The organism is Streptomyces sp. NBC_01089 (genome assembly GCF_045162975.1).
Taxonomy (GTDB): Bacteria; Actinomycetota; Actinomycetes; order Streptomycetales; family Streptomycetaceae; genus Streptomyces.
The window spans coordinates 2,275,481-2,291,845 of sequence record NZ_CP108660.1; the positions used below are offsets into that span (position 1 = coordinate 2,275,481).

Annotated in this window: 20 protein-coding genes; 12 read left to right on the forward strand and 8 right to left on the reverse strand. The window is 69.9% G+C overall.

What is annotated here, in order from left to right; translation table 11 throughout:
• The first annotated feature begins 2 nt into the window (after positions 1-2).
• From OG510_RS09950 to OG510_RS09960, 3 genes are all read left to right on the forward strand, one after another.
• Positions 3-416 carry a roadblock/LC7 domain-containing protein gene (locus OG510_RS09950; RefSeq protein ID WP_164260062.1) on the forward strand — a complete coding sequence of 138 codons (414 nt, stop codon included), beginning with the start codon at positions 3-5 and terminating at the stop codon, positions 414-416.
• Positions 417-505: 89 nt separating this feature from the next.
• A complete protein-coding gene (locus tag OG510_RS09955; RefSeq protein WP_406136418.1) occupies positions 506-1,063 on the forward strand; it encodes a DUF742 domain-containing protein in 558 nt (185 codons plus the stop codon).
• Positions 1,044-1,625, forward strand: coding sequence for an ATP/GTP-binding protein (locus OG510_RS09960; protein ID WP_014048542.1), 582 nt, complete (start codon positions 1,044-1,046; stop codon positions 1,623-1,625). Before OG510_RS09955 ends, OG510_RS09960 begins: the two co-directional genes overlap by 20 nt.
• A gap of 134 nt (positions 1,626-1,759) precedes the next feature.
• Here the strand turns inward: OG510_RS09960 and OG510_RS09965 are convergent, their stop codons facing one another.
• The 4 genes from OG510_RS09965 to OG510_RS09980 all read right to left on the reverse strand — a co-directional run bounded on the left by OG510_RS09965 (position 1,760) and on the right by OG510_RS09980 (position 6,967).
• Positions 1,760-1,963 (reverse strand): acyl-CoA carboxylase subunit epsilon, encoded by a 204-nt coding sequence (locus OG510_RS09965; protein ID WP_406136419.1) that lies wholly within the window; start codon positions 1,961-1,963, stop codon positions 1,760-1,762.
• Positions 1,964-2,028: 65 nt separating this feature from the next.
• Complete coding sequence (locus OG510_RS09970) at positions 2,029-3,612, reverse strand: acyl-CoA carboxylase subunit beta (protein WP_406136420.1); 1,584 nt, start codon at positions 3,610-3,612, stop codon at positions 2,029-2,031.
• Between the two features lie 224 nt (positions 3,613-3,836).
• Positions 3,837-6,167 carry a polysaccharide lyase 8 family protein gene (locus OG510_RS09975; protein ID WP_406136421.1) on the reverse strand — a complete coding sequence of 777 codons (2,331 nt, stop codon included), beginning with the start codon at positions 6,165-6,167 and terminating at the stop codon, positions 3,837-3,839.
• A 281-nt stretch (positions 6,168-6,448) separates the two neighbouring features.
• Positions 6,449-6,967: a hypothetical protein gene (locus tag OG510_RS09980; RefSeq protein WP_406136422.1), complete on the reverse strand. Its 519-nt coding sequence runs from the start codon at positions 6,965-6,967 to the stop codon at positions 6,449-6,451.
• A gap of 268 nt (positions 6,968-7,235) precedes the next feature.
• Between OG510_RS09980 and OG510_RS09985 the strand changes: the two genes are divergently transcribed.
• Entirely contained in the window at positions 7,236-7,844 is a 609-nt protein-coding gene (locus OG510_RS09985; RefSeq protein WP_406136424.1) for a YceI family protein, read from the forward strand.
• Between the two features lie 131 nt (positions 7,845-7,975).
• On the opposite strand, the gene OG510_RS09990 is transcribed toward OG510_RS09985, so the two are convergent.
• A complete protein-coding gene (locus OG510_RS09990; protein ID WP_406136425.1) occupies positions 7,976-8,827 on the reverse strand; it encodes a helix-turn-helix transcriptional regulator in 852 nt (283 codons plus the stop codon).
• 86 nt (positions 8,828-8,913) lie between these two features.
• Here OG510_RS09990 and OG510_RS09995 point away from each other — a divergent pair, with 86 nt between their 5' ends.
• Positions 8,914-9,696 (forward strand): SDR family NAD(P)-dependent oxidoreductase, encoded by a 783-nt coding sequence (locus OG510_RS09995; RefSeq protein WP_406136426.1) that lies wholly within the window; start codon positions 8,914-8,916, stop codon positions 9,694-9,696.
• Between the two features lie 118 nt (positions 9,697-9,814).
• On the opposite strand, the gene OG510_RS10000 is transcribed toward OG510_RS09995, so the two are convergent.
• Positions 9,815-10,528, reverse strand: coding sequence for a TetR/AcrR family transcriptional regulator (locus OG510_RS10000; protein ID WP_406136427.1), 714 nt, complete (start codon positions 10,526-10,528; stop codon positions 9,815-9,817).
• 105 nt (positions 10,529-10,633) lie between these two features.
• Between OG510_RS10000 and OG510_RS10005 the strand changes: the two genes are divergently transcribed.
• Positions 10,634-11,374 carry an SDR family oxidoreductase gene (locus tag OG510_RS10005; protein WP_406136428.1) on the forward strand — a complete coding sequence of 247 codons (741 nt, stop codon included), beginning with the start codon at positions 10,634-10,636 and terminating at the stop codon, positions 11,372-11,374.
• A gap of 83 nt (positions 11,375-11,457) precedes the next feature.
• Positions 11,458-11,664 (forward strand): 4-oxalocrotonate tautomerase family protein, encoded by a 207-nt coding sequence (locus OG510_RS10010; protein WP_406136429.1) that lies wholly within the window; start codon positions 11,458-11,460, stop codon positions 11,662-11,664.
• 113 nt (positions 11,665-11,777) lie between these two features.
• On the opposite strand, the gene OG510_RS10015 is transcribed toward OG510_RS10010, so the two are convergent.
• Positions 11,778-12,200 carry an ATP-binding protein gene (locus OG510_RS10015; RefSeq protein WP_406136430.1) on the reverse strand — a complete coding sequence of 141 codons (423 nt, stop codon included), beginning with the start codon at positions 12,198-12,200 and terminating at the stop codon, positions 11,778-11,780.
• Between the two features lie 111 nt (positions 12,201-12,311).
• Between OG510_RS10015 and OG510_RS10020 the strand changes: the two genes are divergently transcribed.
• The 3 genes from OG510_RS10020 (at position 12,312) to OG510_RS10030 (ending at position 13,877) form a co-directional block, all read left to right on the forward strand.
• Positions 12,312-13,136: a helix-turn-helix domain-containing protein gene (locus tag OG510_RS10020; RefSeq protein WP_406136431.1), complete on the forward strand. Its 825-nt coding sequence runs from the start codon at positions 12,312-12,314 to the stop codon at positions 13,134-13,136.
• Complete coding sequence (locus OG510_RS10025; RefSeq protein ID WP_406136432.1) at positions 13,133-13,366, forward strand: DUF397 domain-containing protein; 234 nt, start codon at positions 13,133-13,135, stop codon at positions 13,364-13,366. The genes OG510_RS10020 and OG510_RS10025 overlap by 4 nt, the downstream gene beginning before the upstream one ends.
• 88 nt (positions 13,367-13,454) lie before the next feature.
• On the forward strand, positions 13,455-13,877 hold the full coding sequence (locus tag OG510_RS10030; RefSeq protein WP_406136433.1) for an STAS domain-containing protein: 423 nt from the start codon (positions 13,455-13,457) through the stop codon (positions 13,875-13,877).
• A gap of 66 nt (positions 13,878-13,943) precedes the next feature.
• Here OG510_RS10030 and OG510_RS10035 read toward each other — a convergent pair whose 3' ends face one another.
• Positions 13,944-14,501: a TetR/AcrR family transcriptional regulator gene (locus OG510_RS10035; RefSeq protein ID WP_406136434.1), complete on the reverse strand. Its 558-nt coding sequence runs from the start codon at positions 14,499-14,501 to the stop codon at positions 13,944-13,946.
• Positions 14,502-14,593: 92 nt separating this feature from the next.
• Between OG510_RS10035 and OG510_RS10040 the strand changes: the two genes are divergently transcribed.
• Both OG510_RS10040 and OG510_RS10045 read left to right on the forward strand, forming a co-directional pair.
• Positions 14,594-15,643, forward strand: coding sequence for a zinc-binding dehydrogenase (locus OG510_RS10040; protein ID WP_406136435.1), 1,050 nt, complete (start codon positions 14,594-14,596; stop codon positions 15,641-15,643).
• A 75-nt stretch (positions 15,644-15,718) separates the two neighbouring features.
• Positions 15,719-16,303: a GNAT family N-acetyltransferase gene (locus OG510_RS10045; protein ID WP_406136436.1), complete on the forward strand. Its 585-nt coding sequence runs from the start codon at positions 15,719-15,721 to the stop codon at positions 16,301-16,303.
• The last annotated feature ends 62 nt before the right edge of the window (positions 16,304-16,365 follow it).

The following is a 16,365-nucleotide window of genomic DNA, read 5'->3' on the forward strand; positions in this document are numbered from 1 at the left end:
CGATGAGCCAGGCGGCGCAGAACCTGAACTGGTTGATCACCAACTTCGTGGACAACACCCCCGGGGTGTCCCACACAGTGGTGGTCTCCGCCGACGGACTCCTTCTGGCGATGTCCGAGGGTTTCCCGCGTGACCGTGCCGACCAGCTGGCGGCCGTAGCTTCCGGGCTGACCTCGCTCACCGCGGGGGCGTCCCGGATCTTCGAGGGCGGTCATGTCAACCAGACCGTCGTGGAGATGGAGCGCGGCTTCCTCTTCATCATGTCCGTCTCGGACGGTTCCTCGCTGGCCGTCCTCGCTCACCCCGAGGCCGATATCGGTCTGGTGGGGTACGAGATGGCTCTTCTGGTGGACCGCGCGGGCAGCGTCCTGACCCCGGATCTCCGTGCCGAACTGCAGGGCAGTCTTCTCAACTAGCAAACAGACAGTGCGTTTCTTGCCACCGCGCCATAAGGTGCGGTGGCGCGGCTCCACAGGAACAGCGACGGGCAGTCGGAGGAGGAAACGTGGCAACACCCCCAGGCGGTCACCCTTACTACGGTGGTCAGCAGGTTCCGGGCGAGTTCGACCAGGACCGTTTCGACTTTCCCTCCACGCCCGGCAGACACGGCAGGCAGCCCCACCAGCAGCCGCAGCCCTCGTCGCCGTACGACGAGCCGCCGCGCATCCAGCCGGTGCAGCCGCACTGGAAGCCGAAGGCCGACCCGTCTCCGGCTCAGGACCGCAATCCCCTCGTACGCCCGTACGCCATGACCGGCGGCCGGACCAGGCCGCGTTACCAGCTCGCCATCGAGGCGCTGGTCAGTACGACGGCAGAACCGTCACAGCTGCAAGGGCAGTTGCCCGAGCACCAGCGGATCTGCCGGCTCTGTGTCGAGATCAAGTCTGTTGCCGAGATCTCGGCACTTCTTACGATTCCTCTCGGCGTCGCCCGGATCCTCGTCGCCGATCTGGCGGAGGCCGGGCTTGTCGCCATCCATCAGCCCGGCGGCGACGATGCCGCCGGCGGCCAGCCAGACGTGACACTGCTCGAAAGGGTGCTCAGTGGACTTCGCAAGCTCTAGCGGCGGTGCAGCCCGCTCCACTACCTCCGCGAAGATCGTGGTGGCAGGGGGCTTCGGCGTGGGCAAGACCACGTTCGTCGGCGCCGTCTCGGAGATCAACCCGCTGCGTACCGAGGCAGTCATGACGTCCGCTTCAGCGGGCATCGACGACCTCACACACACCGGGGACAAGACCACCACCACGGTGGCCATGGACTTCGGACGCATCACCCTCGACCAGGACCTGATCCTCTACCTGTTCGGCACCCCCGGACAGGACCGCTTCTGGTTCATGTGGGACGACCTCGTACGCGGCGCCATCGGCGCCGTCGTCCTGGTCGACACGCGGCGTCTCGCCGACTGTTTCCCCGCGGTGGACTACTTCGAGAACTCGGGACTCCCCTTCGTCATCGCCCTCAACGGCTTCGACGGACACCAGCCCTACACCCCCGACGAAGTACGCGAAGCCCTCCAGATCGGCCCCGACACCCCCATCCTCACCACCGACGCACGACACCGCGCAGACGCCAAGAGCGCGCTGATCACACTGGTCGAGCACGCACTGATGGCACGTCTGCGTTAGCTCCCGGTTCCGATCAGGCCGGTCTTCCGGCGCACAGCAGAAGGCCCGCACCCTCCGGAGAGCGTGCGGGCCTTCTGCTGTGCTGTGCCGGGATGCCGCGGCGAGGCCGCAGGCGGGGCCTGGGGCTCTTCGGTTCAGCCCTGCCAGGAGTGCGGGGCACGGAAGCCCGGGGTGCGCTCCAGGCGGCGCCAGCCGGCCGTGGAGCGGGGTGTGTGCACCGGTGCGTCGGGCTGGTTGCCGGCGCGGGCCAGCAGGATCGCGGTGATCGCGGCCAGTTCCTCCGGCTCCGCGTGCCCCTTCTCGACGCGGAGCAGCGATGCGGCGGTGGGAGTGCTCAAGGTCTTTTCCCTTACTGAGACGTGCTCGGAGATGTGCCGGGAGTCGTACGCGGACGTGCTGCGGCTCACTGCGGCGGGTTGCCGTGCTTGCGCGAGGGCAGGTCCGCGTGTTTCGTGCGCAGCATCGCCAGTGACGCGATGAGGACCTCGCGGGTTTCGGCCGGGTCGATGACGTCGTCCACGAGTCCGCGTTCGGCCGCGTAGTAGGGGTGCATCAGTTCGGCCTTGTACTCCTTGACCATGCGGGCGCGCATGGCGTCGGGGTTCTCGGCCTCGGCGATCTGCTTGCGGAAGATGACGTTGGCGGCGCCTTCGGCGCCCATCACCGCGATCTCGTTGGTGGGCCAGGCGTAGGTGAGGTCGGCGCCGATGGACTGGGAGTCCATGACGATGTACGCGCCGCCGTACGCCTTGCGCAGGATGAGCGAGATCCGCGGCACGGTCGCGTTGCAGTACGCGTACAGCAGCTTCGCGCCGTGCCGGATGATCCCGCCGTGCTCCTGGTCCACGCCCGGCAGGAACCCGGGCACGTCGAGGAGCGTGATGATGGGGATGTTGAACGCGTCGCACATCTGGACGAAGCGGGCCGCCTTCTCGGACGCCTCGATGTCCAGGACGCCCGCCAGGGCCTGCGGCTGGTTCGCCACGATGCCGACGACCTGGCCGTCCATCCGGGCCAGGGCGCAGATGATGTTGCGGGCCCAGCGCTCGTGGATCTCCAGGAAGTCGCCGTCGTCGACGAGCTCCTCGATGACCTGGTGCATGTCGTAGGGGCGGTTGCCGTCCGCGGGAACCAGGTCGAGGAGCGCGTCGGCGCGGCGCTCCGCCGGGTCGTCGCTGGGGTGCGAGGGCGGGTTCTCCCGGTTGTTCGACGGCAGCATCGACAACAGGTAGCGGACCTCGGCGATGCAGGTCTCCTCGTCGTCGTACGCGAAGTGCGCGACGCCCGAGGTCTCGGCGTGCACATCGGCGCCGCCGAGCCCGTTCTGGGTGATCTCCTCACCCGTCACCGCGCGGACCACGTCCGGGCCCGTGATGAACATCTGCGAGGTCTCACGGACCATGAACACGAAGTCGGTGAGCGCCGGGGAGTAGGCGGCGCCGCCCGCGCACGGGCCGAGCATCACGCTGATCTGCGGGATGACACCGGAGGCGCGGGTGTTGCGCTGGAAGATACCGCCGTATCCGGCGAGCGCCGAGACGCCCTCCTGGATACGGGCGCCGGCGCCGTCGTTCAGCGAGACCAGCGGGGCACCCGCCGAGATCGCCATGTCCATGATCTTGTGGATCTTCGTGGCGTGGGCCTCGCCCAGGGCGCCGCCGAAGATCCGGAAGTCGTGCGCGTAGACGAAGACCGTACGGCCCTCGACCGTGCCCCAGCCGGTGATCACACCGTCGGTGTACGGCTTCTTCTCCTCCAGGCCGAACCCGGTCGCCCGGTGCCTGCGCAGCTGCTCGACCTCCTTGAACGAGCCCGGGTCCACCAGCAGCTCGATGCGCTCGCGCGCGGTCAGCTTGCCCTTCGCATGCTGGGCCTCGGTCGCTCGCTCGCTGGGCCCGCGCCTGGCCTGCTCGCGCAGTGCCAGCAGCTCGGCCACCCGTCCACGTGCGTCGGTGGGCTCGCCCGTGGTCTCGTCCAAAACGGTCATGTTCCGACCCTACGAACTGCACCAAGAAAACGCGCAGTGCACTTCGTACAGTCTCCGGGCCAGTTTCCTGGCCGCCCTGGACAGAAGGGCCCGGCAGCGCAGCCGAAGTGCCAGTCCAGGACCACCCTGGGTTGTGGACTTCCCACAAGCGCCTCGGGGCGGCGCCAAGACGGCGCGGGAGCGCGGCCGGGCCTGCGGCGCGGGGCCGGACCGGGGCCGGGCGGTCAGCCGGTGACGACCTCGCAGGTGTGGGTGGCGCCCGCCGTGCCCGGGGTGACCCGCAGCCGCAGCGAGCGTCCGGTCGAGATCACCTGTACGGAGGGATCCGCGCTGGTCACCCGGCGTACCGGCTGCTTCCAGACGATCTCCACCGGCTTCCCGGTCCGCGGCGGCTCGCTGATGTGCAGGGTGGCGGTGCGCTGCTTGCGCCGCACCAGCACGCTCGCCGGGGCTGAGACGGTCAGCGGCCCCACCGTACCCGGCTGCCAGAAGTTCGCCGCGGTCAGTCCCAGCGAGCGGACGGCGACGGCCTGCCGTGCCGCGGTATTGGCCAGTACCTCCAGCCAGCCGCGGTCGGCCGCACGGGCCGCGAGCGTACGGCGGGAGGCGCCGGGCATCAGCAGATACGCGTACGAGGCGTCCACCGGGTCCGTGCCGTGGTCGAGCCAGAGGGTCTGGAAGGTCCGGGTCTGCCGCTCGGTGGAGCTGGTGGTGTTGATGTCGTGCCAGGCCCCGGTGCGGGCCTCGCGCAGGGTGTGCAGGGCGTCGGTGCCGCCGGGGAAGACCCAGCCGCCGTGCCCGGCGAGGTGGGCCCAGCGCGGCCGGTGGCGGTCGTCCAGGGTGAACGCGCCCTTGGCTGCGGCCCCCAGGTTGCGGTTGTCGACCACCGTCTCGACCGGGACGCCGTCGGTGGCGGTGATGCCCGCGCCCAGACAGATCACCGTGTCCGCCACACAGAACCAGGACTTGTGCGCCTGGAGGGTGGAGAGGAGCCCCTTGACGTGCTGGCCGACGGCCGCGAACTCCCCGTCGCTCGCGCCGCCCACCCACTGCACGGCGGGCTTGGCCTCGCCCCACTCGCCGCCCGCGTTGTCGGCAAGTCGCTTGGTCGACACGGTGGTTCCCGGCATCCGGTACGGGTCGACGGTCGGCCAGAACCAGTCCGTGTACTGGTCGTTCGCCTGCTGCCCCGGCCACCAGTAGAGCATTCCGGCGCCGGTGTGCCAGCCGTGCAGATTCTCGCCGTTGCCGCACTCGTAGTAGGAGATCCGCTCGGACGACATCGAGATGTTCGCCGCCCAGCCGGGGCGGCGGTGCACCGCGCGGTCCATGGAGGCGAAGAGCCGGTGGGCGACCGGTTCGGGGGCCGCGGCCACCGGGGCGTCGGCGACCGCCCGGAGCCGGGCGAGGTCGGCGACGCCGAACTGCGGCGAGGTGAGGACGGGCGCCGTGGTGTCCCGCTCGATCCAGCCCTTGATCATCCCCTGCCAGCGCAGCCGCTCCGCATCGGGCGCACCGCCGGCTATCACCGCCATGGCGGCTATCAGCCCCTTGCCGTGGAAGTGGTCGCTGCGCATCACGTGCTGGTCGTCGGCGGCGAGGTAACCGCGGCTGACCGCACGGCCGTTGACGCTGTCCATGGCCAGGCCGTTGTAGATGATGGGCGCGTAGGCGTGCTCGACGCTGTCCAGGATGATCTGCCGGTTGGGGTCGGTGACGTCCCAGGTGGAGCCGGCGAGCAGGGTGAAGAGCCGGCCGAGGCCGTCCAGCATGACCTGGCCGTACGTGCCCGAGTAGGCGATGGTCGTGTGCTGGATGAACGAGCCGTCGGGGTAGAGCCCGTCGCCCGTGGTGACGTACGGGAAGACGGGCGAGAGCGCGTCGCGGGCCAGCGCGACCTTCTCCGCGGAGCGGCCGTTCACTCCGCGCATGGCGACGGAGCGGCAGAGGTCGACCCGGTTGGCGCCGGTCGATGTGCCGGAGTAGTCGGCGAGCACCGAGTCGGGGATGAAGTGGTCGACGGCCGCGCAGGCGGCCTGGATCTGAGTATCCGTGAGGTGGTCGTAGAGGGCCGCCACCAGGTCCATCAGCAGCCGGGGGCTGCCGATCTGCCACTCCCACCAGTTGCCGTAGACGGTCGTGGCGGGGTTGTAGATCTTCGCGGAGAGATGGTCGATACCGGTGATCACATCGGCGAGCAGCCCGGCGTCGCCGGTGAGCCCGGTGCCGTCCTGGAGGTACGCCTCGGTCATCGTCCACAGCCGGGTGTAGCTCTGGGTGATACCGGCCGGCGGGTCGAACGGGCTGTCCGGCCAGAGGGACTTGTCGGCCGGGGCCATCGACGTCCGGAACTGCGTGGCGAGTTGGCCGGTCGCCTTGAGCTGGGTCGCGTACGGCTCAGCGGTCGCGTCGTAGCCGGTGCCGAGTGCCAGGTCCAGCCAGCGGCCGCGCAGCGTCGCGAACTCGTCGTCGGAGCCCGCACCGGCGGCGGTGGCCGTGGTCGCCGCCGACCCGGTGGCGGAGGGTGCCGACGGGGCGGCGTTCGCGTACGGCACGGCCGTCAGGCTGAGCGCACCTGCGCCCGCGGTGGCGAGAAAGGCTCGACGGGACCAAGGGGGCAGCGAGGGCACAGGAGACTCCCGGAGACAGGGGGCGTGGATCTGCTAACCGCTGGTGTAGCAGGGCCTCAACAGGCCGGGCAATGGTCTGGACAACATGAACAGAAAGCGCTTGCTCCCGGATCGTACCGAACCGGGAGCAAGCGCTTTCTCAAGCCGTCAGGACCTTCACTGCCCTTGCCGCCTTCCTCACCTCCGCCACCTCGGCGGCCCGGGACTCAGCAGCCGCCGCAGTTATAGAAGGTGACGTCCCAGTGGCTGCCCTCGTCCGCGTAGACGTTGCCCGCGCCGGACTTCCACTGCGGATAGCCGTCACCGCGCAGACCGATGTAGGTGAACGTGTTCTTGACGTAGTTCGTCAGACAGGTCGTCTTGCCGATGTCGAGCTTGTAGCCGTTCCAGTGCGAGTATGTACCCGAGGCGTGGCCCGTCTCGGTGCCCCCGGTGATGTTCATGGCGCAGCCGAGCGCGCCCTTGAGGGTCTGGGCGCCCTGCGCGGTGGCCAGGTTGAGCTGGTCGAAGGAGGTGCAGGTCGCGACGTTACGGTCGGAACAGCCGCCGGACGACGACCAGGTGATGCCGGACGAGCTGAACATGGAAGTGGCCGTCGCGTGGCTGATCTTCGTCGCGGCGGAGGCGTCGGTGGCGCCGCCGATGACGCCGACGCCCGGCGCGAAGAGGACGCCGAGGACGAGTGCAAGTACGGCGAGCACCCGACGGACCGATGGGGTTCTCATGTGGGGGATTCCCTCCTGCTGATGACCGTGATGACCGCGTTGTCCGTGGGTCGGCTGTGCAGGTGAAGCGGGACAGATGGTGCCGTAGTTCTACGCGCGTCCGCCAGAGGGCCGACAGCACGCGCCGCACACGGCCCGGCGGAGGGACCGACAAGAATGTTGAATTTTGAACCAGATGCCTCTACAGTGAATCTCGTTGAAGGTTAAACAACCTTGAACGCCAGCTGTGCCGCGATCCCGCACACCAGCACCCACCCGAGGAGGAGCCATGGCTCTGTTCAACCGCAAGTCCACCGCAGCCCCGGTCACCACCGCCACCCTCCCGGTGGACCCCGCCCTGGCCGCCCTGTCGGGTGACTACAGCATCGACCCGGCACACAGCGCCATCAGCTTCACCGTGCGCCACGCCATGGTGACCAACGTGCGCGGCTCCTTCGCCGAGCACGAGGGCACACTGCACCTGGACGGCTCCGACCCGGCGAAGTCCACCGCGGCCATCGACATCCGGATCGAGAGCGTCGACACCGGCATCGCGGACCGCGACGGACACCTGCGCGGCGGCGACTTCTTCGACGCCGAGAAGTTCCCGCACATGACGTTCCGCTCCACGCACGCCGAGCAGCTCGGCGGCGACACGTACCGCATCGTCGGCGACCTGACCATCAAGGACGTCACGAAGCCCCTCTCCATCGACCTGGAGTTCAACGGCTCGGCCACCGACGTCTACGGCAACCAGCGCGTCGGCTTCGAGGGCAGCGCCGAAATCCTGCGCTCCGACTGGGGCCTGACCTGGAACGCCGCACTGGAGACCGGCGGCGTCATGGTCAGCGACAAGGTCAAGCTCGCCTTCGACATCTCGGCGATCAAGACCGCCTGATCACAGGGCTGTTGACGCCCCTCGCCCGCGCCGGTGCGCCGCGACCCGCTCCCGGGTGGCGCACCGGCGCGGGCGCGTTGGCGATGTGCACACCTACGGGTCGCCAGGGGCGCCGGAGGCTGGGGTACGCGTCATAGCTGGTAGTCGATGACCTCGGTACCCAGCACGTTCAGCAGGGCCAGCGCCTCGGCGTCGGGCGAGCCCAGCGGTGCGCTGTAGAGCACCAGACGCTGGTCGCTGTCGGTGAGAGCGAGGTTGTCGCAGGTCACGGTGATCTCGCCGACGACGGGGTGGTGGAAGGTCTTGGTGAGCGTCGGGGCGGCCTTGACGTCGTGCCGCTCCCACAGCCGGGCGAAGTCCGGGCTGCCCTCACGGAGTTCATCGACCAGGCCGGTCACATCGGGGTCGGCCGGGTAGCGGGCCGCGGTGGCGCGCAGCTCCCTCACGACGTTGTGGCGGAACTCGGAGGCGTCGGACACCCCGTACATGGTGTGGCCGGTCCCTCGCTTCCCGAGGAACGCGAGGCGGGCCAGGTTGCGTTCCTCGCGGGGGACGGCCGCGAAATCCTCCATGAGAGCCGCGGCGAGGCCGTTCCACGCGAGCACCTCGAACGTGGCGGACACGACCAGACCCGCCGTCTGCGGCAGTCGCTCCAGGAGTGCGAGGATGCTCGGCCGGACTTCCCGCTGGTGCCGCCGGTCAGGGGTCCGCGCGGTGCCCGCGAGGACGTGGAGGTGGTCGGTCTCGCGGTCCGTGAGCCGCAGCGCATTCGCGATTCCGGCGAGGACCTCGCCCGAGGGCCGGGGCGCGCGGCCCTGTTCCAGACGGATGTAGTACTCCGTGGAGATGTGCGCGAGGACCGCGGCTTCCTCACGGCGGAGCCCGGGGGTTCGCCGGCGCGGTCCGGAGGGGAGACCGACGTCCTGCGGTGCGAGCCGCTCGCGACGGCTGCGGAGGAACGCGCCCAGTTCCTGCTTGTCCATGCCTCCAGTGTGCACGGGGTACGGCGGCCCATCCTGGTACAGCTTGTGCCTGTATCCGGTCCGGCCGTCGGTCCAAGACTGTTGTCATGACGTACACCAAGGACTTCGACCCGATCGGCCTGCTCACCGGCAAGGTCGTCTTCATCACCGGCGCCAGCCGCGGCATCGGCGCCGCTGCGGCCAGGCTCTTCGCCCGCGAAGGGGCGGCCGTGGTCCTCGCGGCCCGTGGGACGAGCGCCCTCGACGAGATCGTCACCGGTATTCGTGCTGACGGCGGCGTCGCCCACGCCGTCCCCATGGACCTCGCCGACCGCGTGAGCATCCGCACGGCCGTCGACCGCGTCGAGGAGCTGCACGGAAAGCTGGACGGCGCCTTCAACAACGGTGCGACGGTCCAGCGTCCCGGCCCGCTCGACACGACCAGCGACGAAGACATCGACGAGCAGTTCGCCGTGAACTTCCGCGCGCACTGGACGGCCATGAACGCGCAGGCGGCCCTCATGCGGCGTGGCGGCGGTGGCGCCATCGTCAACACATCGAGCATCGGTAGCCGCCGCACGAATCCGGCCCTGCCGGCGTACGGCGCGATGAAGCGGGCGCTCAACAGTCTCACCGAGACCGCCGCGGTGAGCTGGGCTCGCGACGGTATCCGCGTCAACGCCATTACCCCGGGCGGCACCGACACCGAGATGATCGACGCGTGGGAGGCGTCGACTCCCGGCATCAAGGCGCAGGTGACCGCGTCGGTCCCGCTGGGGCGGATGGCGCAGCCGCGCGAGGTCGCGGAGGCCGCCGCGTGGCTGCTCAGCGACCGCGCCTCGATGGTGACCGGCGCGGTGCTTCCGGTGGATGGCGGGGCCGGCGCCTGACGGCAGGGACCCCCGGGACATGGCGCCGCAGCAGCCCGTTCGCGGCTGACGCGGTGGCGGCGCCGTGGGCCGCGAAGACCTCGCCCAGCGCGCGGGCGGCGAGCTGGTCGCGGTCTCCTCAGCCGCCCTGCCGGGAGCCCGGCTCCGTGATGCGGGCGAGCCAGCGGAGCAGCAGGGCGGTCTCCTCGGATTCGAGGGCATCCGTGCCGGTCAGCTCCAGTTGGGCCCGCATCCGCAGCGCGGCCGATTGCAGGGGGTCGCCCTCGTCCTGTCCGGCAGGCCGGGTGAGCACCCCGGCGAACACGGCATCGCGCATGAGATGGGAGGCCGTCGCGTCCTTGAACAGCTCCGGGACCGCGATGTGGTGGAGCGCGATGCCGACGTTCGCGGAGAGGATCAGCTCGGCGGCGGTCCTCGGTTCGACCTTGAGGGCCCCGACCGCCGCGCACCGGACGAGCGCCGCGACGAGCAGATCGAAGACCCGCTGCCGCGCGGTGGAGTGCGACCAGGGCCGGGGCGTGAACATCAGCTGGTAGAGCGCCGGGTTCTCCCGCGCGAAGGCCATGTGGCCGTCCCAGCCCGCCAGCAGGTCGGTCACCGGGGCGCCGGTCTGCTCCTGGGCGTCCTTGAGCGCGGCGTACCGCTCGTAGCCGTGGTCGGCCACCGCGTCGAGCAGTCCCCGCTTGTCGCCGAACAGCCGGTAGAGCACCGGCTGGGTGACGCCGACGGCCTCGCAGACCGCCCGGGTGGCCACGTCGTGGTCCGAAGAGCCGGTCAGTTGCCGCAGGGCGGCCTCGATCATCGCCGCGCGGATCGTCGCGTCCGTATCCATGAAATCCACGATACGCGATATGGCTAGCGTCGATAAAGGGTTCGTGTTAGCTTCGCCTTATCGTTGATTCCGACAGTCGGTATCGACGATACGAAAGGAGGGGTCATGGTCATGCAAGAGCAGCGTGTCGCCGTAGTCACGGGCGGTTCTCGCGGTATCGGCCGGGCGACAGCGATCCTCCTCGGCGCCCGCGGCCATGCCGTCGCCGTGGGATTCTCCGGGTCGGCCGATGCCGCCCGCGAGGTGGCCGAGACCATCACGGCCGCCGGGGGCCGGGCCATGCCGGTGCAGGCGGACGTGGCCGACGAGAACGCGGTCGCGGCCGCGTTCGACGCGGCGGAAAAGGAGTTCGGCGGCGTCGACGTCGTGGTGAACTCCGCGGGCCGGATGGGCCTTTCGCCCATCGCGGACCTCGATCTCGGCGTCCTGGACGACCTGTACCGCACCAACATCCGCGGCACCTTCGTCGTGGCCAGGGAGGCCGCCCGCCGCGTGCGCGACGGGGGCGCCGTCGTCAACCTGTCCACGTCGGTGCTGGGCCTGCAGTTTCCCCAGTACGGCGCCTACGCCGCCAGCAAGGGCGCGGTCGAGGCGATGACGCTCATCCTCGCCCGCGAACTGAGAGGCCGCGACATCACGGTCAACGCGGTCGCCCCCGGCCCCACGGCCACCGAACTGTTCTTCGAGGGCAAGGACGAGGCCACCATCGAGCGCCTGGCCGAGCAGCCCCCGCTGGAGCGGCTCGGCACCCCCGAGGACATCGCCGAGGTCGTCGCCTTCCTGGCCGGCCCCGCAGGGCACTGGGTCAACGGACAGGTCCTGCGCGCCAACGGCGGGATCGTCTGACCCGTCGGCGGCCGCCGTCCGGACCCGTCACCCTCACACCTTCCCAAGCTTGTTCAACACCCCATCGGAGAGCAGGAATCACCATGCCTTTCGCCAACCTCAAGGTGCCCGCGGAAACGCTGACGCAGGAGTCGAAGAAGAAGCTCATCGACGCCGTGACCGACGCCTACGCCGATGTCTACGGCGAGCGCGCCCGGGCCACCACCCTGGTGGTCATCGACGAAGTCCCCGACGGGGGCTGGGGCGTGGGCGGCACGGTCCTCACCGCCGAGATGCTCGGCAGGAGCTGACCACCCGCCGGCGGGGCGGGCGTCACCGCGTCCGCCCCGCCGCCCCGCCGCCCCGCCGCCCCGCCGCCCGGGCCGCCCGGGCCGCACGAGGAGCCCGGGGAGCCCACCCCCGCTCAAGGCCCTCCCCCGGGCAGGCAGTCACTGAATTCGCACCACACCGTCTTGCCCGGGTTCCGCTCCCCCACCCCCCACTTGTCCGCCAGGGCCGCCACGAGGAGCAGCCCCCGCCCGCCGTCCGCCTCGGGGCACTCCTGCGGTACGCGCACCTCGCCCGGCCCGCTGTCGTGGACCTCCACATGAAGCAGCCCGTCGCGCTCCAAGTAGAGATGCAGCCGAAATCCCCGGCCGGGCGGAACGCCGTGCAGCAGCGCGTTGGTCGCCAGCTCGCTCACACAGAGCAGCACCTCGTCCGTACGGGCCGTACCACCCCAGTCGGCGAGCGCATCGGCGGTGAACTTCCTGGCCCGGGGGACGGACCTGCGCTCCTTGCGGTAGAACGCCTCGCGGAAGAAGGGGAGTTGGAGTTCTTGGTTCATATGCCAACAGTTACGGAATGTGACTAGGGTGAGCCAGTGAGTGAAGGCGTACAGATTGCTGGTACGCCGCGAAACCGGTCATTTACGGCCACGGGCGGGAAGGCAGACCCCATGCACCCGGCGAACAAGCGCAAGAAGAACCCGTCCTGGCACCTGATCGGTGCGCAGCTCAGGCACTTCCGCAAACGGGCCCGGCTGACGCAGCCGCAGCTGGCCGACACGGTGAACGTCCACTCCGACACGATCGCATCGATCGAACAGGGGCGGCGGCCACTACAGCCCGACCTGGCCGACCGACTGGACCGCGCGCTGGAGACGGGCGGGGCGCTGGGGGTCGGGGTGGAGGAGATGCCGGACCGGGAGCGGTTTCCCGTGTTCGTGCAGGACTTCATCGACTACGAGGCGGGGGCGCGCACGCTGCTCTCGTACGAGAGCCTCGTCGTGCCCGGGCTGCTCCAGACTGAGGCGTACGCGCGCGCCGTTTTCGCCTCCCTCTACCCGCCTCTGGTGTCAGAGGAGTTGGAGGAGAACGTCGCTGCCCGAATGGCCCGGCAGAAGCTGTTCGACCGCACTCCTTGGCCACCCATGATGAACTTCCTGATCGAGGAGTCGATCCTGCGTCGGCGACTAGGCGGAGACTCGATCATCCGGGAGCAGATCAGGCATCTGCGCCGATGCGCCGAACTTCCTTTTCTAGGACTCCAGATCATGCCGGTGGAGCAAGGGCTTCACGCCGGGCTGGCAGGGCCCTTCGTAGTGCTGGAGACCGCCGAGCACGATCACCTCGCCTACTTGGAGGCGCACTACGCGAGCTTCCTAGTTGACGATCCGGACCAGGTCAGCGTCTACCAGCAGAAATATGGGATGCTGCGTTCGCAGGCCCTCTCAGTACAGGACAGCATGGGCCTGCTGGACTCCCTGCTAGGAGACTCATGACTACCGAACTCACCTGGCGCAAGTCGAGCTACAGCGCCGACACCGGCGGCAACTGCGTAGAAGTCGCCTGTAACTGGCACAAGTCCACATACAGCGGCAGCGAGGGCGGCGACTGCGTAGAAGTAGCCGCCCACCCCCGCGCCATCCACGTCCGTGACTCCAAAGTCACCGACGGCCCCATCCTGACCGTCGCCCCGGACGCCTGGGCCGCCTTCCTCGCCGAGCGCTGAGGCGCAGGCGTCACACCCACACCCCTCACCGCCGAGGCACGGCCGGACGTGTCTCGCCAAGACAGGGCGATCATGCGATCATTGCCGCATGACAACTGTTAGCGTGCCTCCGGGCCAGGGTGGCCGGCCGAGGGATGTGTCCTGCTTCGAGGAGGGCGCCGTCACGGTGGTCGTACCGGTCGGAGACGTCGACATCGACGCGGCCCCACCGATCCGGGAGGCCGTCGCAGGCGCCTTCGGCGCCCGGAGGCCGGTCGTGCTTGACCTCTCGCAGGTCACGTTCGCCGACTCCAGCGCGCTGAACCTGCTGCTCTGGGCCAACAGCAGCGGGACGTTCTACCTCGCGGGCCCGGTCCAGCAGCAGGTGCAGCGCCTGTTCGACGTCACCGGCGTGAACGGGATCTTCAGCACAGCCGCCACCCGCGCCGAGGCCCTGCTGCTCGCGGCACGCGCCGCCGCACCCGCGGACGAGAAGCGTGATGCCTCAGTGCTCAACTCCGAGGGGCGCTGAACGGCGCCCGCACGGCAGAGTGCCTTGTCGAAAACGCGCCTGTGAACACGCTCGTGATCAACAGACCTAGCGGCCGGGCGCTACGTCGGCTCCGACCAGGGCTCGGGCCAAGTCGGTGCTCTCCGGAAGGGTGTTGCGCGAGAGGGGCTGTGTGGCGACAGCGCCCTCATGCAGCACCAGGAGCTGGGTGGCGAGAGTCGCCGGGTGTGAGCAGCCCGCCGTGGTGGCGAGTTCCTCGAACAGGTTCAGCAGCCAGAGCTTCTGGTTCGCTGCGATGCGGTGGGCTGGATGTGAGGGGTCCGGGAGTTCGGCGAGTGCGTTGATGAAGGCGCAGCCCCGGTGGTTGGTCCTGCTCCAGGCCCGCAGCGCATCGAAGGGGGCGGTGACCGCGTCGACGGGCGTATCGCATGCGTCGGCTGCGGCGCGGACGAGCGACCGCCAGCGCTGGTCGCGGCCGGTGAGATAGGCCGCCACGAGGTGGTCCTTCGAACCGAACTGGTTGTACAGGGTCCGCTTGGTCACCCCTGAGTGCTCAGCGATCAGATCCACGCCGACCGCTGTGATCCCGCGGTTGTAGAACAGTTCCTCGGCGGCCGCCACGATGCGGCGGCCGGCCGGCGTCACGGACCGCGCTTCCTGCACTGCGAGCCCCTTCACTGATCGGTGTACGGTGGGAGATGTTCACAGATCAGTATACCGGCGAGGAGGTTCAAGCGATGAGTGCGCCCCAGTTCATGCGAGCGGTGCGGATCACAGGGCACGGAGGACCGGAGGTTCTGGAGGCGGCGGAGGTCGCCGTCCCCGCGCCGCGAGCCGGTGAGGTACTGGTCCAGGTCAGTTCCGTGGCCCTGAACAACACCGACCTGTGGACCCGTGAGGGCGCCTACGGGCGTCCGGGGGACCCGAAGGCGAAGTCGGGCTGGCGCGGCCCGGTCGGCTTCCCGCGGATCCAGGGCGCCGACGTGGCCGGCCGGATCGTGGGCGTCGGGGCCGGAGCCGAGAGCAGCCTCGTCGGACGCCGGGTGGTCGTCGACCCCGCGATCTACGACAGCGACGGGCCGGACGCCAACCCGGTCGGCCTGATGGGGAGCGAACGCGACGGCGGATACGCCGAGTACGTGACGGCGCCGGTGAAGCGCGTGCATGACGTGACGCGCTCCCCGCTCACGGACGACCAGCTCGCGGCACTGCCGACCGCCTACGGCACGGCGCTGGGCATGATCGAGCGCGGCCGGCTGCGGAAGGGCGAGACCGCCCTGGTCTCGGGAGCGTCCGGCGGCGTCGGCCTCGCGCTGGTGCAGATCGCCCGCGCGCGCGGCGCACGCGTGGTCGCCATCAGCAGCGGGTCCAAGATCGACGCGGTGCGGGAAGCAGGCGCGCACGGAGTCGTCGACCGCGCGGGGGACGTCGCCGGGCAGATCCGCACCGCCGCCCCCGAGGGCATCGACGTCGCGCTCGACGTCGTGGCCGGCGAGCTGGTGAGTGAGGGGCTGCCGCTGCTGCGCGAAGGGGGCCGGTGGGTCATCGCGGGCGCGCTCGGCGGATACGGCGTGACCTTCGACGTACGCCGTCTCTACCTGCACAACGCCCAGGTCATCGGGTCCGCGATGCACACGCCCACACACTTCGGACTCCTCATGGACCTGGCTCGCCGGGCCGAGGTCCAGCCCGTCATCGCCGCGGCCTTCCCACTGGAGCAGGCGGCCAGGGCGCAGGAGGAACTCTCCCGCAGGGGCCACGTGGGAAAGATCGTCATGCACCCCTGAGCCCCGTCCGGCGAGACACCGGAAGGACCGAGGACCAGAAGGAGCGGACAGAAGCGACCTCCTAGGCTGCTGGTCATGACTACGCCTACGACCAGCAGCGGGGCCTCCGAGCCCGTCATCCTCGACGCGGCGGAGCTGGCGTCCGATCCGGACCTCGGGGCCCGGTTCACGGAGTCGGCCCACCAGGTTCTGGCCGACCTGGTGCGGGGAGGCGCCGCGATCGGCTGGGTCGAACCTCCCTCGCGCGACGAGGTGTCGGAACTCCTCGACCACGTGATCTCCGCGGCGCACGCCGGGGACGGGGCGCTGCGTGCGGCGTACCTCGGCCGCCGGCTGGTCGGGCTGGGGTACTGGCTGCGCTACGCACGGCCGACCCATCGCCCGCACGCCGACGTGGAGAAGATCGCGGTGGACGCCGCCGCCCACGGCCGCGGCATCGGCCGGGCGCTCACCACCGCCCTGATCGCCGACGCCCGGCGGGCCGGAATCGAGGTCCTCACCCTGGACGCCCGCGGCGACAACAGCACCGCCCACCGCCTCTACCGGTCGTTGGGCTTCAGCGAATACGGCCGGCTGCCCGGCTTCGTCGCCGTCGGCACCAGCCGCTACGACAAGGTCTGTTACCTGCTGGACCTTCGCCGCGTCCGCCAGGAGGGCTGACGCCCCTCCCCCGGGCGCCCCCGCGCGCTTGCACGTGAGGCGGGCGGGGAGCCTCGCGTCGG